Annotated in this window: 27 protein-coding genes; 14 read left to right on the top strand and 13 right to left on the bottom strand. The window is 33.5% G+C overall.

Annotated elements, in window-relative coordinates; all coding sequences use genetic code 11:
- Positions 1-102: 102 nt before the first annotated feature.
- The 5 genes from NCC77_RS08715 (at position 103) to NCC77_RS08695 (ending at position 5,597) form a co-directional block, all read left to right on the top strand.
- On the top strand, positions 103-1,323 hold the full coding sequence (locus tag NCC77_RS08715) for an OprO/OprP family phosphate-selective porin (protein ID WP_250835223.1): 1,221 nt from the start codon (positions 103-105) through the stop codon (positions 1,321-1,323).
- A 72-nt stretch (positions 1,324-1,395) separates the two neighbouring features.
- Positions 1,396-2,385 carry a DUF6515 family protein gene (locus NCC77_RS08710; protein ID WP_250835222.1) on the top strand — a complete coding sequence of 330 codons (990 nt, stop codon included), beginning with the start codon at positions 1,396-1,398 and terminating at the stop codon, positions 2,383-2,385.
- Between the two features lie 98 nt (positions 2,386-2,483).
- Positions 2,484-3,614, top strand: a complete 1,131-nt coding sequence (locus NCC77_RS08705; RefSeq protein ID WP_250835221.1) for a formylglycine-generating enzyme family protein — start codon at positions 2,484-2,486, stop codon at positions 3,612-3,614.
- A gap of 116 nt (positions 3,615-3,730) precedes the next feature.
- Positions 3,731-5,008, top strand: a complete 1,278-nt coding sequence (gene pepT, locus NCC77_RS08700) for a peptidase T (protein ID WP_250835220.1) — start codon at positions 3,731-3,733, stop codon at positions 5,006-5,008.
- Position 5,009: 1 nt separating this feature from the next.
- Complete coding sequence (locus tag NCC77_RS08695) at positions 5,010-5,597, top strand: YdeI/OmpD-associated family protein (protein ID WP_250835219.1); 588 nt, start codon at positions 5,010-5,012, stop codon at positions 5,595-5,597.
- A 332-nt stretch (positions 5,598-5,929) separates the two neighbouring features.
- Here NCC77_RS08695 and yajC read toward each other — a convergent pair whose 3' ends face one another.
- From yajC to NCC77_RS08680, 3 genes are all read right to left on the bottom strand, one after another.
- Positions 5,930-6,205 carry a preprotein translocase subunit YajC gene (gene yajC / locus NCC77_RS08690; RefSeq protein WP_053471036.1) on the bottom strand — a complete coding sequence of 92 codons (276 nt, stop codon included), beginning with the start codon at positions 6,203-6,205 and terminating at the stop codon, positions 5,930-5,932.
- Between the two features lie 139 nt (positions 6,206-6,344).
- Positions 6,345-7,256, bottom strand: a complete 912-nt coding sequence (nusB, locus tag NCC77_RS08685) for a transcription antitermination factor NusB (RefSeq protein ID WP_250835218.1) — start codon at positions 7,254-7,256, stop codon at positions 6,345-6,347.
- A gap of 237 nt (positions 7,257-7,493) precedes the next feature.
- Positions 7,494-8,600 (bottom strand): Glu/Leu/Phe/Val family dehydrogenase, encoded by a 1,107-nt coding sequence (locus NCC77_RS08680; protein WP_284705088.1) that lies wholly within the window; start codon positions 8,598-8,600, stop codon positions 7,494-7,496.
- Positions 8,601-8,803: 203 nt separating this feature from the next.
- Between NCC77_RS08680 and NCC77_RS08675 the strand changes: the two genes are divergently transcribed.
- The 4 genes from NCC77_RS08675 to NCC77_RS08660 all read left to right on the top strand — a co-directional run bounded on the left by NCC77_RS08675 (position 8,804) and on the right by NCC77_RS08660 (position 12,567).
- The gene (locus NCC77_RS08675) at positions 8,804-10,582 is read left to right on the top strand and encodes an ABC transporter ATP-binding protein (protein ID WP_250835217.1); all 1,779 of its coding nucleotides are present in this window, start codon (positions 8,804-8,806) and stop codon (positions 10,580-10,582) included.
- Positions 10,583-10,650: 68 nt separating this feature from the next.
- Positions 10,651-11,019, top strand: a complete 369-nt coding sequence (locus NCC77_RS08670; RefSeq protein WP_095931384.1) for a PUR family DNA/RNA-binding protein — start codon at positions 10,651-10,653, stop codon at positions 11,017-11,019.
- 154 nt (positions 11,020-11,173) lie between these two features.
- Positions 11,174-11,998, top strand: a complete 825-nt coding sequence (locus NCC77_RS08665; protein WP_250835216.1) for an alpha/beta hydrolase — start codon at positions 11,174-11,176, stop codon at positions 11,996-11,998.
- Between the two features lie 23 nt (positions 11,999-12,021).
- A complete protein-coding gene (locus NCC77_RS08660; RefSeq protein ID WP_250835215.1) occupies positions 12,022-12,567 on the top strand; it encodes an RBBP9/YdeN family alpha/beta hydrolase in 546 nt (181 codons plus the stop codon).
- Between the two features lie 226 nt (positions 12,568-12,793).
- Here the strand turns inward: NCC77_RS08660 and NCC77_RS08655 are convergent, their stop codons facing one another.
- Positions 12,794-13,129 (bottom strand): tRNA-binding protein, encoded by a 336-nt coding sequence (locus NCC77_RS08655; RefSeq protein ID WP_202000200.1) that lies wholly within the window; start codon positions 13,127-13,129, stop codon positions 12,794-12,796.
- Between the two features lie 130 nt (positions 13,130-13,259).
- Here NCC77_RS08655 and NCC77_RS08650 point away from each other — a divergent pair, with 130 nt between their 5' ends.
- The 3 genes from NCC77_RS08650 to NCC77_RS08640 all read left to right on the top strand — a co-directional run bounded on the left by NCC77_RS08650 (position 13,260) and on the right by NCC77_RS08640 (position 15,604).
- A complete protein-coding gene (locus NCC77_RS08650) occupies positions 13,260-14,153 on the top strand; it encodes an alpha/beta fold hydrolase (RefSeq protein WP_250835214.1) in 894 nt (297 codons plus the stop codon).
- 127 nt (positions 14,154-14,280) lie between these two features.
- Positions 14,281-14,835 (top strand): thioredoxin family protein, encoded by a 555-nt coding sequence (locus NCC77_RS08645; protein ID WP_250835213.1) that lies wholly within the window; start codon positions 14,281-14,283, stop codon positions 14,833-14,835.
- A 373-nt stretch (positions 14,836-15,208) separates the two neighbouring features.
- Positions 15,209-15,604 (top strand): GreA/GreB family elongation factor, encoded by a 396-nt coding sequence (locus NCC77_RS08640; protein ID WP_095931379.1) that lies wholly within the window; start codon positions 15,209-15,211, stop codon positions 15,602-15,604.
- Positions 15,605-15,710: 106 nt separating this feature from the next.
- On the opposite strand, the gene NCC77_RS08635 is transcribed toward NCC77_RS08640, so the two are convergent.
- From NCC77_RS08635 to NCC77_RS08600, 8 genes are all read right to left on the bottom strand, one after another.
- Entirely contained in the window at positions 15,711-16,016 is a 306-nt protein-coding gene (locus NCC77_RS08635; protein ID WP_250835212.1) for a cytochrome c, read from the bottom strand.
- Between the two features lie 103 nt (positions 16,017-16,119).
- On the bottom strand, positions 16,120-17,052 hold the full coding sequence (locus NCC77_RS08630) for a peptidylprolyl isomerase (protein ID WP_250835211.1): 933 nt from the start codon (positions 17,050-17,052) through the stop codon (positions 16,120-16,122).
- Between the two features lie 42 nt (positions 17,053-17,094).
- Entirely contained in the window at positions 17,095-18,249 is a 1,155-nt protein-coding gene (locus NCC77_RS08625) for an MFS transporter (RefSeq protein WP_250835210.1), read from the bottom strand.
- A 142-nt stretch (positions 18,250-18,391) separates the two neighbouring features.
- Positions 18,392-18,742: a cupin domain-containing protein gene (locus NCC77_RS08620; RefSeq protein WP_250836252.1), complete on the bottom strand. Its 351-nt coding sequence runs from the start codon at positions 18,740-18,742 to the stop codon at positions 18,392-18,394.
- A 10-nt stretch (positions 18,743-18,752) separates the two neighbouring features.
- Positions 18,753-19,658, bottom strand: a complete 906-nt coding sequence (locus NCC77_RS08615; RefSeq protein ID WP_250835209.1) for an archaemetzincin family Zn-dependent metalloprotease — start codon at positions 19,656-19,658, stop codon at positions 18,753-18,755.
- 11 nt (positions 19,659-19,669) lie between these two features.
- Positions 19,670-20,542, bottom strand: a complete 873-nt coding sequence (locus tag NCC77_RS08610) for a sugar phosphate isomerase/epimerase family protein (RefSeq protein ID WP_250835208.1) — start codon at positions 20,540-20,542, stop codon at positions 19,670-19,672.
- Positions 20,543-20,573: 31 nt separating this feature from the next.
- Entirely contained in the window at positions 20,574-21,110 is a 537-nt protein-coding gene (locus tag NCC77_RS08605) for an NADPH-dependent FMN reductase (RefSeq protein ID WP_250835207.1), read from the bottom strand.
- A 68-nt stretch (positions 21,111-21,178) separates the two neighbouring features.
- Positions 21,179-21,517, bottom strand: coding sequence for a hypothetical protein (locus NCC77_RS08600; RefSeq protein WP_250835206.1), 339 nt, complete (start codon positions 21,515-21,517; stop codon positions 21,179-21,181).
- A gap of 197 nt (positions 21,518-21,714) precedes the next feature.
- Between NCC77_RS08600 and trmD the strand changes: the two genes are divergently transcribed.
- Complete coding sequence (trmD, locus tag NCC77_RS08595) at positions 21,715-22,395, top strand: tRNA (guanosine(37)-N1)-methyltransferase TrmD (RefSeq protein ID WP_250835205.1); 681 nt, start codon at positions 21,715-21,717, stop codon at positions 22,393-22,395.
- A gap of 77 nt (positions 22,396-22,472) precedes the next feature.
- On the opposite strand, the gene NCC77_RS08590 is transcribed toward trmD, so the two are convergent.
- Entirely contained in the window at positions 22,473-23,213 is a 741-nt protein-coding gene (locus NCC77_RS08590; protein ID WP_250835204.1) for a hypothetical protein, read from the bottom strand.
- Between the two features lie 256 nt (positions 23,214-23,469).
- On the opposite strand from NCC77_RS08590, the gene rplS reads away from it, so the two are divergent.
- Entirely contained in the window at positions 23,470-23,820 is a 351-nt protein-coding gene (gene rplS, locus NCC77_RS08585) for a 50S ribosomal protein L19 (protein ID WP_144214894.1), read from the top strand.
- The last annotated feature ends 110 nt before the right edge of the window (positions 23,821-23,930 follow it).

Here is a 23,930-nt window from a genome sequence, read left to right as displayed (position 1 = left end):
ATAATTTGAAACCAGTTCAAGCTTATCAATAATCAACTCTCGTTCATTTATTATTTAATTTTGAGATACTTAACAAAATCTTTTATACAAACCATCACACTTATGTATAAAGAAAAAATCGTAAATCTAAAATTTAAAAACGTCCTTTTAGCTCTGCTATTAGCAATTAGCTATAAAGGACTTTCGCAACAAGAAAAAGATACTACAAAACTAATGAATGTTCGGTATGGCAGTAAAGGAATTGAATTAGAAACCCGAGATAAAAAGTTCTTATTTCAACTACAAAGCCGATTCCAATTTCGTTTCTCCACTCCTTACGATACAGATCCTTTAACTTATGACGATTACAGTCAAGATGCTAAAACAACTTTCAAAATAAATCGTGCCAGATTAAAAATTGGCGGTCATGCTTTTGAACCTTGGCTGAAATATTATTGGGAATATGAATTGAGTCAGTCCAACTTACTTGACTTTAGAATAATGATTGAAAAGTGGGATTGGCTGAGTTTTAAAATTGGACAATGGAAAACAGAATTTACCCGCGAACGTTTCATAAGCAGTGGCGAGCAGCAAATGGTTGAGCGATCTTTAATTAATCGTCCCTTTACTGTAGACAGACAATTGGGAGTTGAAGTCTACGGACACTTAAAAGGAGCTGGAATTGCCGATTTTAATTATTGGGCCGCAGCTTTAACAGGAACAGGACGCGGAAGCACGTCTAATGACGATAATCATTTAATGTATTTTGGAAGAGCACAATGGAATTTTCTAGGAAGATTTCTAGATTTTGAAGGCTGTGATTTAGAATTTCACGAAAAACTCACTCCGATTATAGCCTTTTCAGCCATAACAAACCGAAGTCCTTACACCCGTTTTTCTCAAGCAGGAGGAGGTTCTCTCGACGGATTTGAAAATGGTTTACCGGGACAATACAGAGTCAATCAATGGAATTTTGAAACTGCTTTTATGTATCGTGGTTTTTCCTGGCAGAGCGAATGGCATACCAAAGAAATTATTGACAAGATAAATAATGATGACACAACCATAATGAAAGGATATTACGTTCAGGCCGGATATTTTTTTCATAATGTTTTCGAATGGTGGCCAAAACACTTAGAAATGGCTGGTCGTCATGCAGCTTATAGACCCGATAATTCGATAAGAGAAAATAGACAGGACGAATCTACTTTGGCTTTCAACTGGTTTTTTAAAGGACATAAAAACAAATTGACCTCAGAGGTGAGTTATTTTACTTTTCAAGACAAAACGCTTTCCTTACAGCAAGGATGGCGATTTAGAATACAATGGGATATCTCATTATAAATCAAACTTTTAATCCATTAATTCAAAACGGACATTTTTTTTCATAACTTTAAATCACATAAATTACTGAATATGAAAAGTATATCGAAAACAGTAAAAAAACTGGCACTTGTAATGTGTTTAACTGGAGCATTTTTCTTTATTTCAATTGACAGTTTAGCACAGCGTCACCGTGGTGGCGGTGGAGGCGGATTCAACAGAGGCGGCGGTGCAGTACAAAGTCGTCCGGCAAGACCTGCTACGCAATCTAGACCAAATGTGACAAGACCTAGCACAACAAGGCCAGCGGCAACAACTAGACCAGCAACGGTTAGACCTGGGGCAAATAACTCAGGAACTCAAATAACCAGACCGTCAAACAATTCTAATAGAAACAACACTATAAACAGAAATAACACTGTAAACAGAAACAATGTCGGTAACAGAAATACAAACATAAGTGGCAATACAGTCAATAGAAACAGAAATAACGTCAATATTAATGTTAACAATAGCGTTCATGTTCGCAATAATCGAAATACAGTAGTTCGTCCAGGATATAGACCATATACACGCCCGCCTTATGTGTATGGCGGTTATAGATACAACTGTTATCATCCGTATTATCCGCGTCCCTATGTGCCTTTTTATTGGGGACCTGTTTGGCATCCGTGGGGATTTTTTGTTGCAACTCTAGCAACTACAGCGATCATTGTCAGTGTAGAAAATCAGAAATACCACTACGATCAAGGAGTTTGGTATACCTCGACAAATGGCGGTTATACTGCTGTACCTGCACCAGTCGGCGGCACTGTAAATAACATTCCAAGCGGAGCAGAAACGGTTAATACCGGAACGGTAAATAATTACTATTATGGCGGAACGTATTATGAAAAAGATGGAGAAAAATATACTGTCGTTGCCCCTACTGCCGGAACAATAGTAGAGAAACTGCCAGAAGGCGGAGAAGAAGTGACCATAGGAGATGTAAAATATGTAAAATTTGGAGAAACCTACTATCAACCCGTACAAGTTGATGGTAAAGACAAATACGAAGTCGTTCAAGTTGAAAAAGATACTTAATTTTATTAATTCTATAAAATTACTATACTATAAAAGTAATTTTACCTAATTTTATGCCCACTATTGATAACCATTATAAGCTCAAAAATAAATAAACCATGAAAAACAAAACCTTTTGGATTTTTGCGTTACTCACATTATCCATTATTTCAATTGCTTACAGTTATACCAGATTTACAACTAAAGCTGAAACAACAGCAGCAGAATGTCATGAAATTCCAAGTAATGTTGAATCTGAATTTAAACCAACTGTCGAAAATAAATTTAAACCTGCAGAAAAAGCACCAAAAGGTATGGTTTGGATTCCTGGTGGCGAATTTTCTATGGGAACTAATGTTGAAGACGAAAGTCTTTGCAGCATTAAAGGCGTAACGAAAGATGCAGCTCCAATTCATAGAGTTTATCTTGATGGGTATTATATGGATGAAACGGAAGTAACCAATGAAGAATTCGAAAAATTTGTAAAAGCCACAGGATATGTAACTGTTGCCGAACAAAAACCAACAAAAGAAGAATTTCCATCAGCAAGCGAAGAAGATTTAGTGACAGGTTCTGTGGTCTTCACTCCTACACCCTCCGCAGTTAATTTGAATAATTTCTTGCAATGGTGGCGTTATGAACCAGGTGCAGATTGGAGACACCCTGAAGGCCCGCAAAGCAACATTATAGGAAAAGAAAAATACCCTGTTGTTCACGTGGTTTATGAAGATGCTCAAGCTTACGCAAAATGGGCCGGAAAAAGACTTCCAACAGAAGCTGAATGGGAATTTGCAGCAAGAGGCGGTAAAACTGGAAATTTATATGCTTGGGGAAATGATTTAAAACCTAAAGGAAAATTTCAAGCTAATATTTATCAAGGACATTTTCCAATAAAAGATGGCGATACAGGAGAAGATGGTTTCAAAGGAATTGCTCCAACAAAACAGTACGCTCCAAATGCATATGGTTTGTATGATATTGCTGGAAATGTATGGGAATGGGTACACGATTGGTATAGTGTAGATTATTACAAATCATTAGCAGAAAGCGGGAAAGTAACAAAAAATCCGCAAGGTCCAGACGCTTATTATGATCCAAACGATCCTACTGAAATAAAACGCGTTCACCGTGGCGGTTCGTTCTTATGTACAGATCAATATTGCACGCGATACATGGTTGGAACAAGAGGAAAAGGCGAAATCAGATCTGCTGCAAACCACGTTGGTTTTAGATGCGTAAAAAGCAAATAACAAGCTCAAATAACAAAAAGGGATTCAATTTAGAATCCCTTTTTTAATAATTCAGATATTGAAAGCTAAATTTCTTAGCAGAAAAATTTTTCTATATTTGCTAAAAATTCAAAAAAATGCAACATATCATAGATCGCTTTATCAGTTATGTAACGATTGATACGGAATCAGATCCAAATTCACAAACAACACCAAGTACGCAAAAACAATGGAATCTTGCCAATAAATTAGTTGACGAACTAAAAGCAATTGGACTTGAAGATGTAACAATTGATGACAAAGCTTATATCATGGCGACGTTGCCAAGTAATGTTGATCATGAAGTACCAACCATTGGTTTTGTTTCTCACTTTGACACTTCTCCAGATTTTAGCGGAGCGAATGTAAAACCTCAGATTGTTGAAAATTACGACGGAAAAGATATCGTATTGAATGCTGAGAAAAACATTATTTTATCTCCAAACTACTTTAAAGATCTATTATTATATAAAGGGCAAACGATCATTACGACTGACGGAACAACTTTATTAGGAGCTGATGATAAAGCTGGAATTACAGAAATTGTTTCGGCAATGGAATATCTTATTCAGCATCCAGAAATTAAACACGGAAAAATCAGAATCGGCTTTACTCCAGATGAAGAAATTGGCCGTGGTGCTCATCATTTTGATGTAGAAAAATTCGGAGCACAATGGGCTTACACAATGGACGGAAGTCAGATTGGGGAATTAGAATACGAAAATTTTAACGCTGCGGGAGCTAAAATTACTTTTAAAGGAAAAAGCGTTCACCCAGGTTACGCTAAAGGAAAAATGATCAATTCTATGCTTTTGGCAAATGATTTCATTAACGAACTTCCAAAGGGCGAAACTCCTCAGGAAACCAAAGGTTATGAAGGTTTCTTCCATGTACATCACATCAAAGGAAACATTGAAGAGACAGTTTTAGAATTGATTATTCGTGATCACAACAGAAAGAAATTCGAAAAAAGAAAAGAATTGATTCATAAATTGGTGAAACAATTCAATAAAAAATTCGCAAAGAAATTTGGCGAAGACATTGTAATTGCTGAAGTTAAAGATCAATATTACAATATGAAAGAAAAGGTTCTTCCTGTAAAACATATTGTAGATATTGCCGAAAAAGCGATGAGAGAATTAAACATCAAGCCGATCATTAAACCAATTCGTGGCGGAACAGACGGTTCTCAATTGTCTTTTATGGGATTACCTTGTCCGAACATCTTTGCTGGTGGACATAACTTTCACGGAAAATACGAATATGTTCCTGCAGAAAGCATTCAGAAAGCGACTGATGTAATTGTGAAAATTGCCGAGCTGACAGCTATTCCAGGAATTTTTGATACAACAGAAAAATCTAAAAGAAAAAGATAAAGTGGAACCGAATTCTGATAAAAAACACGTTTGGGATAAAGTCAATCAATGGGAAGAAGAACTTCTTTTTCTGAAATCGATTATTGATAAAACTGAGCTGGTTGAAACCATAAAATGGGGAGGACCTATTTATGTTTACAACAAAAAAAATGTTATCGGAATTGGAGGTTTTAAAAATTATTTTGCAATTTGGTTTTTAAATGGCGTATTTCTGAAAGATGAGAAAAAGAGATTAATCAATGCTCAAGAAGACAAAACAAAATCGATGCGCCAATGGCGTTTTACTTCTAAAGATGAAGTAAACGAAAAAGAAGTCTTAGAATACATTCAAGAAGCAATTGAAAACGAAAAGCAAGGAAAAGTAATAAAACCTTCTAAAAAAGAAGCTATAATCTCTGAACTTTTAGAAAACGAAATGACTCAAAATCCAGCTTTAAAGGAGGCATTTGCAAAATTTTCTCCATACAAGCAATATGAGTTTTTAGAATATATTGAAACGGCAAAACAGGAAAAAACAAAGCTTTCGAGAATAGAAAAAGTGATTCCGATGATTTTGGCGAATGTTGGATTGAATGATAAATATCGATAAATAAATTTCAATTTAGAAAATTCCAAATTCCAAACTATACGAGACTAAACCTTTGTCAAAGTTTAAAACTTTGACAAAGGTTTTTTCATAATAGAAAACACATCATCTTGCAAACATAGCCCCTGGTTTTAACCACGGGACGCAATCATTATCACAATCCGTTTCCCGTGGTTAAAACCACGGGCTATGTTTGCTTACAATCAATTAAAATCTTTGCGGAGCTACTTGCGAAGATTTCTCCCTTCGGTCGAAATGACAAAAATGGGTTCAAAAAAATCCCAAACTCCATATTTGGAATTTGGGATTTTAAATATTGTAATTTTTTAAAAAAATTAAGCTTTTTTATTCAAAGCAGCGCTCAATTCAAGAGAAATTGCAGAACGCTCTAATTTTAATTTTCCTGACATAGTTTCGATTACAACAGTAGTTTCTGCTAATTCAGCGATTTTACCGTGGAAACCACTTTTTGTTACTATTTTGTCACCTACTTTTAGGCTGCTTTCAAATTCTTTTTCGTTTTTAGCTCTTTTTTGTTGTGGTCTAATCATGAAGAAATAGATTACCACGAACATCAAAAGGAATGGCGCAAATTGAGTTAATTGTCCCATAATTTAAATTTGTTTTTGATTTATATTTAATATTTTTTTTTAGCTCTTCGACTTCGCTCAGAGAGACAAAGCAGTTGGAATTTGGACTCGAGCGATAGCGAATAGGCGAAGCAATTTAAAAAATTGATTATTTTAAATCTTACATCAAGCCTCTTCCCGCTTTTATCATCTTTTTATTGGCAGTAAGCTCTTTAACAAGATTATCTAAAATTCCGTTGATAAAAATACTACTTTTTGGTGTAGAATACTCTTTCGCAATTTCTAAATATTCGTTAAGAGTTACTTTTACTGGAATTGAAGGGAATTTTATAAACTCGCAAATTGCCATTTTCAAGATAATAGTATCGATTTCAGCAATACGATCACTGTCCCAATTTGGTGTTTTATCTTCATATTCTTTTGCAAATGCCGTTTCGTTTAGAATTGTTCTTCTAAATAAATCTTTTGCAAAATCCTTATCCTCAACATCTTTATACAATTTAGGCACTCTAAAATCGTCCGGATCTTCCGTTTTAATTGCTTTCAACTGCTTCACAATATGAGTATTTACAACAGGAATATCATCAACCCAAGTCAATTTATCATCTTCTAAGTACTCATATAATTTTTCATTTGGAACAATAACATTTTCAAACAAATCAATAATAAATTGTCTGTCTTCTTCAAACGTATTTACGTTATTGCTCATATATTTTTGGTAGATATCGCTTGCTTTAACATCATTTAAAAGCAAAATAATATAATCATCGTTTAATGACCAGTTATTGATTTTACGATTTTCTAAAGCGATACTAAGAGAATTGCTTTCAGCTAGAAGTTGAAAAATTTTATTCTTTACAAATTTTTCATTCGGATTACGTTCTGCGGCAGTTGCCAGGTGTTTTTTGCTTGACAGATGCAAATAGACAGCTTCTTTTTTGCAAATTTCTATCAATGAAGAAAGCATTATAAGATATAAGTCCTGAATATTATCAATGCTGTAGAAAAGAAATTTCTCTTCTTTTTCCATGTTATCAGAACCGCTTTGGTGCATTGCATAAATGGATTGCATTACTTTAACGCGTATGTGTCTTCTATTTACCACCTTGTAAGAACATTTAAAAATTAGTCTGCAAAAGTATAACTTTTGATACGTATTTTAAAATTAATTCGTAAAAAAGTAGTTGTTTCCGTGGTCTTTTTTATTTAGTTTTCACTCGCAGTCGCAGTTTTCAGTATTTAGCAAAAACAAAAAATCTCAGTTTCCAGTAAATCTGAAAACTGAGACTGAGACTGTAAACTTAAAAAATTACTTAGAAGCGTTCTCGATTCTTCTTTGATCGATACGATTTTGAGCAATAGTAAGAGCCGCTTTATGCGTTGTTATTCCGTTTTTAGCAGCGAAATCAATAATTTCTAAAGTTGTATTGTAGATATTCTCTGTTTTAGTCATGATTTCAGCTTTACCATAGTTAGCTAATTCAGCATAAACATTGATAATTCCACCCGCATTGATTAAGAAATCTGGAGCATATAAAATCCCTCTTTCTTGTAATCTTGCCCCGTGAACATTCTCATCGGCTAATTGATTGTTGGCAGCACCAGCAATCACTTTTGCTTTAATTTTATCTACTGTATTATCATTGATTGTTGCTCCCATCGCACATGGCGCGTAGATATCAACATCTGCAGTATATAAATCTTCACCAGTATAAATTGTTGCATTGTATTTTGAAGCAACTTGGAATAATTTCTCTTCGTTGATATCAGAAATAGTTACCTGCGCTCCTTCTTTAGTTAAATACTCAACCAAAGTTTCACCAACGTGTCCAATTCCTTGTACCAAAACTTTTTTACCCTCTAAAACATCAGTTCCAAACTGGCTTTTAGCGGCAGCTTTCATACCCAAATAGACACCGTAAGCTGTAATTGGAGAAGGATTTCCAGAACCACCTCTTTCTTCAGAAATACCAGTAACGTAAGGCGTTACATCTCTTACAGTATCCATGTCTTTCGTTTCCATTCCGACATCTTCTGCTGTAATATATCTTCCGCTTAATGAGTGAACAAACTCTCCAAACTTACGCATTAACTCAGGAGTTTTTTGCGTTTTAGCATCACCAATAATAACTGCTTTACCACCACCAATATTCAGTCCAGTAATAGCCGATTTAAAAGTCATACCTCTCGAAAGGCGTAAAACGTCATTTAAAGCTTCCCATTCTGTGTTGTAATTCCACATTCTGGTTCCTCCCAAAGCTGGTCCCATAACCGAATTATGAATACCAATAATTGCTTTTAAACCTGTATCTTTGTCATTGCAAAATACAATTTGTTCGTGATCGTCAAAAGATAACTGTCCAAAAACAGGATCCATTTTTTGAAGTTCCTTTCCAGTTGCGAAAGTTGCATCCATAGCGCTAGTATAAATTAGTTAAAATTATGAATTCGTCAAAAAGACTTCTCAAACATAATTAAAAAATACACATGTGCTAATTTTTTATCTTTAAAATAACAATATTACAATATAATTGTTTTGATTAAATCGCAAATTATTATAATTTTCTTTAATAATAATTCTTAAAAACAAATCAATTCAATATTAGATTTCTTAAAAAAATGAAAGAATTAAGCTATTTAAATAAATATTTCATTAAATATAAATACAGTTTCTCTGCAGGTATTTTAATAACCATAATCGCACAAATATTTTCTTTATTTACACCAAAACTTATTAGTAAGTCTTTAAATGCTATTGAAAATTTTGATAAACTTTCTGTTGCAGAGCAAAACTCCGAAGCTGTAATCGCCAGTTTCCGTCAGGATCTCATTCATAATGTGCTACTTATCATCGGAACTACGATTGTTGCAGGTTTTCTAACGTTCCTAATGCGCCAGACTTTGATCGTAATGTCACGACATATTGAATTTGATTTAAAAAATGAAGTTTTCAGACAATACGAGAATCTTTCGCAGAATTTCTACAAACAAAATAGAACGGGAGATTTAATGAACCGTATTAGCGAAGATGTTTCCAAAGTTCGTATGTATGTTGGGCCCGCAGTAATGTATACTATTAATACATTTATTCGTTTTGCAATCGTTATAATATATATGTATAATGTATCGCCACTTCTTACTTTATATACTATATTGCCTTTGCCAATTCTTTCATATTGCATTTTCAAGTTAAGCTCTGAAATCAATAAAAGAAGTACCACTTTCCAACAATACCTTTCTAAAGTTTCCAGTTTTACTCAGGAAATTTTTTCAGGAATTCGCGTAATAAAAGCCTATTCGTTAGAAAATCAACATCAAAACAATATGGTTGATTTGGCTGAAGAAAGCAAACGTAAAAGTTTAAGTCTTGCAAGAGTACAATCTTTATTTGGACCTTTAATGATTGCCCTTATCGGAATCAGTAATTTGGTTGTAATCTATTTTGGAGGTGTAATGTATATTAATGGAAGCATTTCTAATATTGGGACAATTGCAGAATTTATCTTATATGTAAATATGCTGACTTGGCCTGTTGCCTCTTTAGGATGGGTTTCTTCTATGGTTCAGGAAGCAGAAGCCTCTCAAAAACGTTTGAATGAATTTTTGAAAATTGAACCAGAAATCAAAAACAACAACGAAAACGAATCAGAAATTCACGGAAATATTACTTTCGAAAATGTTTCTTTTACTTATCAGGACACTAATATTGAAGCATTGAAAAATGTTTCTTTTACAGTAAAAAAAGGAGAAACATTGGCAATCCTCGGAAAAACAGGTTCTGGAAAATCGACTATTCTTTCTTTGATTTCGAGACTATATGATGTAACCGAAGGTGAAGTTAAAATTGATGAAAACGAAATCAGCACTTTAAACTTAAATGATCTTCGCAACAACATCGGAATCGTGCCTCAAGATGCTTTCTTATTTTCTGATACGATTAAAAACAATATCAAATTCGGAAACCAAAATGCAACTGATGATGAAGTAATCGAAGCTGCTAAAAACGCGGTGGTTCACGACAATATTATCGCCTTTAACAAACAGTACGACACCGTTTTAGGCGAAAGAGGAATCACGCTTTCGGGCGGACAAAAACAGCGTGTTTCTATTGCTAGAGCGATCATTAAAAACCCTGCAATCTTACTTTTTGACGATTGTTTGTCGGCTGTCGATACCGAAACCGAAGAAATGATTTTGAATAATTTATTTGAAATTTCTAAAGATAAAACCACTATAATTGTAAGTCATCGAGTTTCATCTGCAAAGAATGCAGACAAAATTATCATATTAGAAAATGGTAGGATAATTCAACAAGGCTCTCATAATCAATTAATAAATCAAGAAGGATACTATTCGGCGTTATATTTAAAACAACTTTCGGAAAAAGAATTACTTTAATTGTTGCGTAATAGATAATTTTTTATGATTTTTGAGTACTATTAATTCCAAAAATGATAGAACGTATTATGAGAGAAAATGACATGTTAGAAAAAGAAGAGATTTTTTCTAAAGTATTACGAGCAGGAAGAAGAACTTATTTCTTTGATGTGAGAGCTACCAAAGCTGATGATTATTACATTACTATTACCGAAAGCAAAAAATTTACTGAGGAAGATGGTTCTTTTCACTTCAAAAAACACAAAATTTACTTATACAAAGAAGATTTTAGTGCTTTTGCCGAAATATTAGAGGAAATGACTTCTTATGTTTTAAACCACAAAGGCGAAGAAGTAATTTCTGAAAGACACCAAAAAGACTTTAAAAAAGAATACAGTTCTGAAAAAACTGAAAGTCAAAGATCTAGTTTTACAGATATTGATTTTGACGATATTTAGTCAAAATCATCTACATAAAGTAGGAGTCCAATTTGTTCTGCATTTTGGACTTTTTTTATATATTTAGTTTTCTTATAAAGTTAAAAGTTATTAGGTTAAGAGTTAAACGTCATAACTTACACCTCATAACTTATAACATTCAACTTCCATAAAAATGAAAAAATTAATTCTTCTTTTAAGTTTCATCTTCTTCGGAATTTCTCTTTCTGCACAGAATATAGAATATGAAACGAAAAACAACATTCAATATTATAATGCATCGGTAAATAAATCAGACAAATATATCAACGAAAGATGTGTGCTAGATATTTACTATCCAAAAAATAAAACCGGATTTGCTACAATCGTTTGGTTTCACGGCGGCGGATTAACTGGCGGAAACAAAGAAATTCCTGAAGCTTTAAAAAATAAAGGCTTTGCTATTATTGGAGTTAATTATAGGCTTTCGCCAAAAGCAAAAGCTGCAAAAGCCATTGAAGATGCAGCTGCAGCAGTTGCATGGGCTTTTAACAATATTGCTAATTATGGAGGCGACAAAACAAAGATTTTTGTCTCTGGACATTCTGCTGGAGCTTATCTCGGTTTGATGATTGGGTTAGATAAAAAATGGCTTGAAAAGGAAAAAATTGATGCCAATCAAATCGCCGGTCTTATTCCGTTTAGCAGTCAATGTATTACTCATTTCGAAATAAGAAGAGAAAAAGGAATTCCAGAAAAACAACCAACAATTGATGAATTTGCTCCTTTATATCATGTTCGTGCAGATGCGCCACCATTATTATTAATTACGGGAGATCGTGAATTAGAAATGCTTGGCCGCTATGAAGAAAACGCCTACTTGGCAAGAATGATGAAATTGGTCGGACATACACAAACTAAACTTTACGAATTAGACGGTTACAACCACGGCATGACAGAACCTGCTTTTCCTCTTTTGGTAAATGAAGTAAACCGAATTTTGAAAGAAACTAAAAAATAATCACTAAATAAAATTCCACGGCAATGGAGACACAACTATTAATTATACCAGGACTTGGAGATTCTGGAGAGAAACACTGGCAAACCTTTTGGCATCAAAAATTCGAAAACTCAATTCGCGTTGTACAAGACAATTGGGACGAACCTATTCTAGAAGAATGGCTTGACCGATTAAACGAGAATATCTCTAAACTTAATAAACCAACTATTTTAGTGGCGCATAGTTTAGCCGTATCATTGGTTTTGCATTGGGCAGAAAAATACAATAATCAGAATGTTATCGGTGCTTTTTTAGTTGCTCCTGCAGATGTCGATTCGCCAGAACACACGCCAGAATGCACAAGAAATTTTTCGCCGATTCCGCTTTATAAATTGCCTTTTCCTTCGGTAGTTGTGGCAAGCGAAAATGACCCTTATGCTTCTTTTGAAAGAAAAAAATACTTCGCTGAAAAATGGGGAAGTGATTTTGTAAATGTTGGCCAGCAAGGTCACATTAATTCTGATTCTGATTTAAAATATTGGGAAGAAGGACAGGTTATTTTACAGAAGTTGATTGAAAAAATTTCTTAGTTTCAAGTCTCAGTCTCAGTTTTCAGTCTGATTGTAAAAAGTGGGCTTCATCATAGCGTAAAATTTAACTGCAAAGATCACAAAGATTTACGCAAAGATCGCAACGCTTTATGGAAAGTTTTTGCCGGTTAAAGTTCGCAAACCTTTGCGAACTTTAACTTTTTCTAAAAATATCACTTGCAAAAAAACTTTGCGTGCTTTGCGGTAAAATTTATTGATTAGAAAACTATCCGATACGCAAACCATTTTCAATTTTAAAATCGGGAGCCAATAAAATTACGTCTCCCTCCTCGCCTACGGCACCAAGAACAAGACATTCACTCATAAATTTTCCGATTTGCTTTCTTGGGAAATTGACAACCGCCACAATCTGACGATTTACTAAATCTTCCTTTTGATATCGTTTTGTAATTTGCGCAGATGATTTCCTAATTCCGATTTCCGAGCCAAAATCGATCGTTAATTGATAGGCAGGTTTTCTTGCTTCAGGAAAATCATTGACTTCAATAATAGTTCCTACGCGCATATCTGTGCGCTCAAATTCATTCCAGGTTAAATCCATTTTTAAATTGTATTATTTACAAACCTATAAATTTTGTAATTAATGCGCCTAATTCTATAACCTATTTCTTTTACTTACGAGCTAATTTTACTTGAAGAAAAACGAAAATACTCACGTAAAAAGATATAACATGGAACATACTGAACCAAATGCATGCATGTCAATTAAGGATTTTGAATCGAATTTAAAACAGATTCATACCGATAAATATATAGAAACTGCTCAAAATGTAAGACTTTATGTAAAGGATTACGGTCAAGGAAAACCTGTTATCCTAATTCATGGCTGGCCTCTTTCTAATGAAATGTGGGAATATCAAATTGATCATTTAGTACAAAATAATTATCGTGTAATTGCCTACGACCGACGCGGATTTGGAAAATCTTCTCAACCGTGGGATGGCTACGATTACGATACTTTAGCAGATGATCTAAAGGAAATTATTGAGCAACTAGAATTAGAAAACGTAACTCTTGTTGGTTTCTCTATGGGCGGTGGCGAAGTGGTTCGTTATTTCAGCCGTCATGGCGGAAAAGGAGTTACAAAAGCAGCTTTGATTTCGTCAATCATTCCTTTTCTGTTAAAAACGCATGATAATCCAGACGGACATCCAAAAGAAAAAAGCGAAAATACGGCAGCAGCAATAAAAGAAGATAGAATTGCTTTTATTGATAATTTCGGAAAAACATTTTTCGGTGTCAATATTATCAACAAACCTTTAAGCACGCCTTTATTAGAATATTACAGAGCTTTATGTTCAGCGGCTTCTCCACGAGCTACTTTAAAATGCGCTGAATCTTTTTCATTCACTGATTTTAGAGATGAAGTAGACTTCATAAAAGTTCCAACTTTAATCATTCACGGAGACGACGATAAAATTGTGCCGATTGACCTAACATCCAGAAAAGCAGCAAAATCTATAGCCAACAATACTTATATCGAATATGAAGGTGCACCTCACGGACTTTTTTATACCGATAGAGAAAAGCTAAATGAAGATTTACTGGCTTTTTTGAATTCATAAAAACTTAAAAAAGTATCCAAAGAAGCAAGCTGGATCAGCTAACTGCTTTCTTTGGGTATTTTTTATTATTGTGCTCTTTTATTTACAGATTTTTAAAGCTACTTTTGAAAATCAAATTTCGAATAAAATGGCACGAACTGAATCAACAATGCTTCCATTAGGAACAGTTGCACCTGATTTTTACTTAAAAGATACCAACTCGAACAATACTTTTTCTTTTGAAGATTTAAAAGGTTCGAAAGGCACTTTGGTAATGTTCATTTGTAATCATTGCCCATTTGTGCATCATGTAATAACCGAAATTGTAATGATTGCGAATGATTATCGCGTTCAAGGACTTGGAGTAATTGCCATTTCTAGTAATGATGTTGTTAAATATCCTGAAGACAGTCCAGAATTAATGACGGACTTTGCCATGGAAAATAAAATTGATTTTCCTTATTTGTACGATGAAAGTCAGGAAACAGCAAAAGCTTATCAAGCGGCTTGCACCCCAGACTTCTATTTATTTGATAATCAAGACAAATTATTCTATCGCGGACAACTTGACGATTCAAGACCTGGCAACGGAATTCCTCTTAGCGGAAGTGACCTTAGAGGCGCGATTGACGCCTTAATTTACAACAGAAGTTTAAAAAAACCACAGAAACCTAGTTTAGGATGTGGCATTAAATGGAAGTAAAACCTCACTAAATTCAAAAAGATTAACTATCTTTGCAAATCAATTTAATCCTCCTTATGGGAAATAAAACACCATTTACAGCTTCTATAAAGTCGTTTTGCTTAGCAAAACCGCTACCTGCTGTAATTATTTCACATAATAAGGCCTTTATTTTTTAGGCCTCCGTCTACTTCACTTTTCTTCTTTTTGACGGAGGATTTACATCAGCTTAAACATTTTATTATTTGACAAAAATCAATTTTTGATCAGATATTTTTTTGTTTTTCAGATTAAACATTTCGATTCTGTTAAAGTCAGAGAAATTTTTACTTGTAGATTATTCTAAGAAGAAAACATCAATTTAAAATTTTATAACAATAAATTCAATATAGATATGAAACCAACACCCACTTTCTGTAAATCAGATTATCAATTTTTAAGAGAATTGATTTTAAAAAGTAAAAACTCGACAAATACTAAAGAAGCCAATCAGCTTTCGCAAGAATTAGATCGCGCTGTAATTAGTAAAGAAAGCGAATTGGATAGTTCGGTAATCCGAATCAATTCATTTGTAACGATAGAAGATGTAAAAGCCAAGAAACAAATGAAAATTCAAATCGTTTTACCTTCAGCAGCAGACGTAAAACAATCTAAAATATCAATTCTAGCGCCTTTAAGTGTTGCTATTATTGGGTTTAAAGAAAATGACGAAGTTGATTGGGAATTACCAGCTGGCATCAAAACTTTAAAAGTAATAGCTGTAGATAACTCTGCAGTACATCATTCTTAAATTTAAAAACACCTCATTTTGTGACGGTGTTTTTTTTATATCTATTTGAAAACAAAAAAACTGTTCGATTGAACAGTTTTTTTTATTCTTATTACTTAAATCTAAATTACAATTGCGAATCAATATAATTTGTAATTGAAGCCATTTGAGTTTCGTTTAATTTTGCTTTTTTACCCATTTTTATCAAAATCGGCGTCCATTCTGTTTTTGTATACTCTTTTGGTTCATAGAGCTTATGACATCTCGCACAACTGTTCTCGTAAAGACTTTTCCCTTCTGCTAATTCTGGAGTTAATTCTTTTGTTTTAACTTCCTTTTCAACAGGAGCAGTTTCTGCGACAGCCGTTTTTTTAGTACCACATGCCGCTGCAAACAACATTATGGCCATTAAACTTAAAATCGTTTTTTTCATTTCTTGGTTTTGCTTTTTTTAATTCAAGTAAATATAAAAAAATCCCATAAGCTACAGCCTATGGGATATTTATTTAAAACAATACTAAATTGCTTTTAAAGTCTTATTTTACGTCCATTAATTCAACGTCGAAAATCAAAGTTGCGTTTGGTGGAATAACTCCTCCAGCACCAGCTGGTCCGTATCCTAAATCAGAAGGTATAACAAAACGAGCTTTGTCTCCAACTTGCAATAAAGCAATACCTTCGTCCCATCCTTCAATAACTTGTCCAATTCCTAATTTGAATTCGATTGGTTTTTTACGTGGGTAAGAAGAATCAAATACTTTTCCATTTTCTAGAGACCCTTCGTAGTGAACAGAAACTGTTTTTCCTGCTTCAGCTCTTTTTCCTTCTCCTTTTTGAATCATTTTATAACGTAAACCGCTTTCTGTTCTATCAAAACCAGCAGCTAATTGTTCCATTTTTGCTTCAGATTCTGCTTTTAAAGCTGCTTCTCTTTTTAGACGAGCACCTTTTAAACCAATGAAAGCTTCAATTGCATTCCATTTTTGAGCTTCTTCTCCAACTCTGATAATCTCAACTGACTCTAAATTGTCTCCTTGAGCAACAGCATCAACAACATCTTGTCCTTCAACAACGTTTCCAAAAACAGTATGTTTATTATCTAACCAAGGAGTTGCAACGTGCGTAATGAAAAATTGAGAACCATTACTTCCAGGTCCTGAATTTGCCATAGATAAAACTCCTGGACGATCGTGTTTTAAACTTGGGTGAAATTCATCATCAAATTTATAACCTGGATCTCCAGTTCCAGTTCCTTTTGGACAACCACCTTGAATCATGAAATCTGCAATTACTCTATGAAAAGTTAATCCGTCATAGAATTTTTGTCCTTGAGGCTTCACTTTATTTTCCATATTTCCTTCTGCAAGAGCTACAAAGTTACCTACAGTTCCCGGTGTCAAATCGTGCGTCAATTTTACTAAAATTGAACCTTTGCTAGTATTGAATTTAGCGTATATTCCGTTTTCCATGTTGTTATTTTTAATTTGAACGCAAATTTACAAATTAATTTTTTAATCAATTTGTGCTTTTACCTTTTTAGATTTTGATTTATAAGTAAGTCCATAGACTATTAATGACAAAGCAGATAAAATCATACAGCCAACGGTTACAGCGTGCCATCCGCCCCACTTCCACAACATTAAACCATAAGCAGATCCTGCAGCAGTACCTAGAAAAGTAAGCGACATAAACACTGTATTTAATCTGTTTCTAGCTTCTGGCAATAACGAATACACTCGTGTTTGGTTTGAAATGTGAACGCCTTGAATTCCAATATCAATAAACACAATTCCGATTGCAATACCGATTACACTTTCAATAGCAAAATAGAAAACTATAAAGCTTATTAAAACTAATAAACAGCCATAACCTACTGCAATTCTAGAGTTTCCTTTATCTCCTAATTTCCCCACCAAAGGTGCAGCCAAAGCTCCAGAAGCTCCAACAATTCCGAACAGACCAATTGTAGCACTATTAAAATTAAAAGGTTCGCCAGAAAGCAATAAAACCATTGTGGTCCAGAATGCTCCAAACTGAGCAAAACTGAAAACGTTGATTGCTGTTGCTTCGCGCAAAACGGGTTGTGTTTTGATTAGCGTAAACAAAGACTGGATCAATTGGCCATAAGTTCCTTGAAACTGTGGTTTATTCTGCGGAAATTTACTTTGAATGACAAAAAAGATCAAAAGACAAATTCCGGCCGCGATATAAAACATTGATCTCCAACCTAAAACTTGGCCGATAAATCCGCTTAACGTTCGCGAAAGCAAAATCCCAACTAAAAGTCCGCTCATAATAGTTCCAACCACTTTCCCTCGTTCTTCGGGCGCGCTTAAAGAAGCGGCAAGAGGAAGAATAAGCTGTGGCACAATCGACGTGATTCCAATTAGCAATGAAGCAATTTGCAAAACAAGAAAACTTTTGGCTGTAGCTGCAATTAATAAAGCAATTACAGTAGCAAAAGTGGTCATTAAAATTTGCCTTTTTCGTTCTATTTTATCGCCAAGCGGAACCATAAAAAACAGTCCAATCGCATAACCTGCTTGAGTTAAATAGGTTATCGTTCCGGCGCTGGCTTCAGGAATTTTAAATTCGTTGGCAATTAAAACAATCAAAGGCTGGCAGTAATAAAGATTTGCAACTATAAGACCAGTGCAAACTGCCATAAAAAGTACATTTGTTTTAGATAAATTCATGCTGCAAAAATACCGATCTAATCTTAATTGAATCTTTAAAAAAGTTATAAAATTTTTAAATTTAAGATTAGATCAGGATTTTAAAGCTAAAAATTAACTGATTTTAAAGCTGTTATGATTTTAAAAAATCTTCTCTCGCAGGGCCAAAAACATCCGTTAGCATTCCTGTTTCCAAACACACAACTCCATGAATTGCATGAGGCGGAATGTAAAAACTATCGCCTTCCTTTAACGTTTCGGTCACACCGTTTATCGTAACATCGAATTTTCCACTTGCTACGTAAGTAACTTGTGTATGATAATGTTCGTGTAAAACACCAATTCCACCTTTCTCAAAATGCACATTTACCAGCATTACTCTTTCGTCAAAAGCTAAAATTTTTCGTTTTATTCCTTCTCCGACTACTTCCCACTCGATTTCATCTCCTTTTATAAATTCCTTGCTTGTTCCTATACTCATAATCTTTTTATTTTTATTGAATGCTTTTAAGGTCTTTTTCCATTAACACAACACCGCTGGTTAATTGGTTGTCCTTAAAATATTTTTCTAATTCTTTTAATCTTTTTACATTATCGTATTTAAATCCCGAATTTAGTTTTCTTTGGCAAAGAGAACACAATCTAAGGGAATGTCTATCTGTTTCTACCATGCTATTTGTTCCATTCATAACGCAATTCGCTTCAATGCAATGATGCAAACCGAACATATGTCCTATTTCGTGTGAACAAATCTTCAATAATCGATCTAAACTCAAATTAAAGTCTGCTTCTTTTTGCATTCTGTACATCGAACTTACCGCAATTTTATCTCTATAAGATGCTAATCCAAACACATAATTCCATTCTGGCTTTGGGTACAAATCTTTTTCTGTTATAGCCATTAAAGCAACTCCTTTATCTGGCTTTTCTTTTTTTAATACATCGGTTAAAATATAACCTGCTAAAAATTGTTCCTGCCCAACATCTCCAATTCTTCTAGCATTATTCGGAATAATATCATTTGAAACATCTTTTAAAACTTTGGTTTCTAGCTGAAAAAATATTTGCAAATATTGACGAACTAATTCAATTTGTTTGACTTGCAACGAATTAAACTTTCCTATAGGCTGCAGATAAATAATATTTTCTTCTTTGGTTGGAACAACATGTTTTGTTTTAATAAACTGCTCAAAAGTTTGCCCTTTTTCTTTACGAGAATACAGCCAATCACCAAAAACTGGCTCAGCAAGCTTAATATCATTAGTTTTGATCGCTACAAAATAGGGATCTACCTTTAAATTAAGCTCCTGCTTTGGCTGGTGATTTGATTTTGATTTTTCTTTCTTATTTGATTCACAAGAACAAAGAATAACTAATAACACCAAAAAAAGTTTCTTCATAAATCAATTTACTAGATTAAATTTTTCGAAATAAAATCACAACTCGTTTTAATTGATTCAAAAGAATTGGAAGCAAAATTATTCTCCTGTTCTACAAAAAAATGAACCATTCCCGATTGTTTTGCTTCTTTGAAAATAGGTTTAAAATCGATTGTTCCAGAACCAACTTCGGTATTCAGTTCATTATTTATTTTGTCTTTATCTTTTACGTGCCACATTTTAAAGCGTCCAGGATTTTCTTTGAATAATTTTAAAGGATCATTTCCAGAATGAATTACCCAATACAAATCCAATTCAAAAAAGACTAAATCTTTGTCGGTTTCCTTTAATAAAATTTCATAACCCGTTACACTATCGTGCTTTTGAAATTCAAAATCATGATTATGATAGGCCAGTTTCAAACCTGCACTTTTACACATTTTTGCAGCTTCATTTACACGAGCGGCTATCTTTTTATAATCTTTAATATTTCTTCTGAAAGGTTCGTCAACCCACGGAACAGTTAGAAATTCGCTTTTTAGATTTTTTGCAGCTTCAATTGACGCAATTAATTCTTCGGTATTTCCATCGTACAAAAAGCTTCCTAAATTATAATGTCCGCTAACGGCTTTCAATCCATTATCATCTAAAATCTTTTTAAGTTCTTTTGGCGTTAATCCCCAAAACTGATCTTTTATCGAAAAACCGTATGTTTCGACATTGGTATAACCTGCTTGGGCAACTTTTTCTAAAGTTCCTTTTACATCTTTCGGAAGTTCTTCACGAAGCGTATACAGTTGTAAGCCTATTTCTTTTTTATTCATAGAAAATGCAAATGATGGTGAAGCCAAAACAGCTGTTGCAGCAAGACCTGTGGTTACGATAAAATTTCTTCTGCTAATCATTTTATGATTTAAATTTCAGAAAGTAAATATATCACAAAAATTGATTCTTAACGTTTTCTGCAAAATTTTGAAGTGCTTCTGCAGTTTGTTCTGATGTGATTTCGCCTTCAGCACTAACTTTTCCGCGAACTCCCTGAATTAAAAGCTGTGTTGCATCATCAAATTTAGCTTCAAGCGTTTTCATTACCAGCAAAAGCTGCTGATGTCCCATTTCTCCAGAGGCAGAAGCTGTAATCAGACCTATATTTTTGTTTGAAAAAATCGTGGTTGAAACACACCATTCTAAAGCATTTTTTAAACTTCCCGGAAGGCTAAACACGTATTCGGGCGTGCAAATAATAACGCCATCAGCATCTCTTATTTTATTTCTAAATGAAGTGATTGCTTGCGGAGGATTATCTGTATCTAAATCGGGATTAAAATGAGGAAGGCTTTCTAAATCTTCAAATATTTCTATTTCGAAATTAGATTTTAAGTAATTTGAAATGTATTTCAGAATTTTGAAATTACTGGAATTACTTCTCGTACTTCCAGATATGGCAAGGATTTTTATTTTTGGTGAAGTCATTAAATAAACAATTCGTATTTCTACATAAATCTAAAAATACGAATTGTTCAAAAATATTTCGGACAAACTTATTTAGATGTCAATAAATTTAATCCTTCCATTTTTGCAGAATCAATTGCTTGAGGCGGATAATTCTGTTTCTCTTGTCGTGTTGATGTAACTTTACCTTCTTTACTTATGTACACATAATTGTAGCGCCAGTAGTTTGATCCGGCCAATGAAGTTGTTCCATCTTCAGTAAAAACTTGATCTGCGTAAACAAGAATTTCACCATTTTGATTATTATCTAAAGTTCTTACCGGATTCCCTAAGGTTTTTAGTACTTTCGATTTAGCTTCTCCCACATCGACCGTAGCTGAGCTCGTACTTGCACAAGAGAGCACAAAGAGTGCAAGCAGTGGGAACATTAATATTGTTTTTTTCATAATAAGTATTTGAATTTACGTTTGGATTTGGTCGCTATACCATTGATAATTAAGAATGTAATGATAAATAAAGTTACAACATAAACTTTTACACAATTTAATAAGTATGTTATATAATTATTACCAAAAGACTCCATGCAATATTTGTATCTTTGCCGGCAAGAAATTATCGATTAAAGATGCGAATTGACATTATTACACTTTTACCCGAATTATTAAGAAGTCCGTTTGAGGCTTCAATTATGAAACGCGCCATTGATAAAGGTTTGGTCGAAGTGCATTTTCACAATCTTCGTGATTATAGCACAAATAGACAGAAAAGTGTAGATGACTATCCTTTTGGTGGAGGTGCCGGAATGGTAATGACAATTCAGCCTATTGATGATTGTATTACGCATTTGAAAAGTCAGCGAGAATATGACGAAATAATCTACATGTCTCCTGACGGCGAAACCTTAGACCAGAAAATGGCAAATAAAATGTCAATGTATGAAAACATTATCATTTTATGCGGACATTACAAAGGTGTTGACCAAAGAGTTAGAGATCATTTTATTACAAAAGAAATCTCGATTGGCGATTACGTTTTATCTGGAGGAGAATTGGGCGCCATAGTTTTATCTGATGCTTTAATTCGATTAATTCCTGGTGTTTTAAGCGATGAAACCTCAGCCTTGACAGATAGTTTTCAGGACAATTTGCTTTCAGGACCAATATATACAAGACCTGCAGATTATAAAGGATGGAAAGTTCCAGAAGTTTTAACCAGCGGACACGCAGCCAAAATTGATAAATGGCGTGAGGACATGGCGTATGAACATACTAAAAATAGACGACCAGATTTGTTGGAAGATAAATAGTAAGTAGTGTCCAGTGTTCAGTTTTTAGTGTTCAGTTTTCAGTGACTGAGACCGAAAACTGTGAGTGAAACTAAAATCTAACCATTATAATTCATAGACGTTATTTGATTACCGGATAGTTCTATATCCAGCAAATGATCTCGGTAAAAATCATCTCCAGCAGTAACAGATGTAAAAGTACCCTCATCATTAATAATTATTAAAACTCGATATAATTCTAAAGTATCATACCAATCAAGATCTGCTCTAATTTGCGAATCATATTGTTCTTTGTTATAAAAATCAATTAATTCGTTTTTACAATTTGAAAGCCAATTAATGTGCTCAACTATTTTATCAAAATACGCTTCAATATGATTATTTGGTAAGTAAATTGAAAATTTACCTTTTTCAAGAACCTTATTAAATACAACAATATTTTTGTTTTTAATTTTAAATTTCTTTTCGTCTTTTTTTGACTGTGAGAAATCACTCAGAACTAATTGCACTTTTTCTTTTTTCGCTTTAAGTTTCCTAAGATCCTTTATAATAAAATTGTTTTCATGCGATTTCGCTTTCTGCTCCAAAACATAAAGCTTAGAAATATCCTTTGTGTTTTTTGAATCTGCAGCTTCTTTAAAAGTTTCAAAAGCTGATCTATGAAAACCCAAAAGAATATAAACATTTGAAAGAACTAAACTTTCCTGTTTGTTTTTCTCAATGCTTTCTAGTTCATACAAAAGGTCATACATTTTCTCAACACTTTCTTTAGAACCATTCGATTTTCTAAATTCATTAGAAAACTCGATATATTCTTTCATATAATTTTTATTCATCATATTTTAATCAAAACCTATACAAATGTAAGATTTCACCTTAAATAACATAGCAAAATACAATTCTCATGTTCAAAAATTCATAATAACAAAAAACACAAATTAAAACTATAAAACACATTTTATCAAACAGTTAAAATAATTTACAATTTATAATTCATAATTTATAATTATTTTCTACATTTGCACCCGAATTTGACCAACCTCTGGCGAGATCCGTGAATGTTGCTCTAATATAAAAACCATAATTTAAATTATCATGGCAGATTTATTAAAATTCGTTCAAGACGAATTCGTTGCTAAAAAAGATTTCCCAGATTTCGGAGCTGGAGACACAATCACTGTTTTCTACGAAATTAAAGAGGGTGAAAAAACAAGAACTCAGTTTTTTAAAGGAGTTGTAATTCAAAGAAGAGGTTCTGGTAACACAGAAACTTTTACTATCCGTAAAATGTCTGGATCTGTTGGTGTTGAGCGTATCTTCCCAGTAAACTTACCAGCTTTACAAAAAATCGAAGTGAACAAGAAAGGTGCTGTACGTAGAGCTAGAATTTTCTACTTCAGACAACTTACTGGTAAAAAAGCTAAGATTAAAGATAAAAGAAGATAATCATTTATCAAAATGTTATAAAAAACTCGTTTCATATTCTTTGAAACGAGTTTTTTTTATGTTCTATTTCTACCACTAACAAAACCGTAATTTTTTAATACCAAAATCAT

The sequence above is a fragment of the Flavobacterium tyrosinilyticum genome (assembly GCF_023656565.1).
Lineage (GTDB): Bacteria > Bacteroidota > Bacteroidia > Flavobacteriales > Flavobacteriaceae > Flavobacterium > Flavobacterium tyrosinilyticum.
The sequence above is the reverse complement of the archived record's forward strand: the minus strand, read 5'-3'. Positions and strand labels throughout refer to the sequence as shown.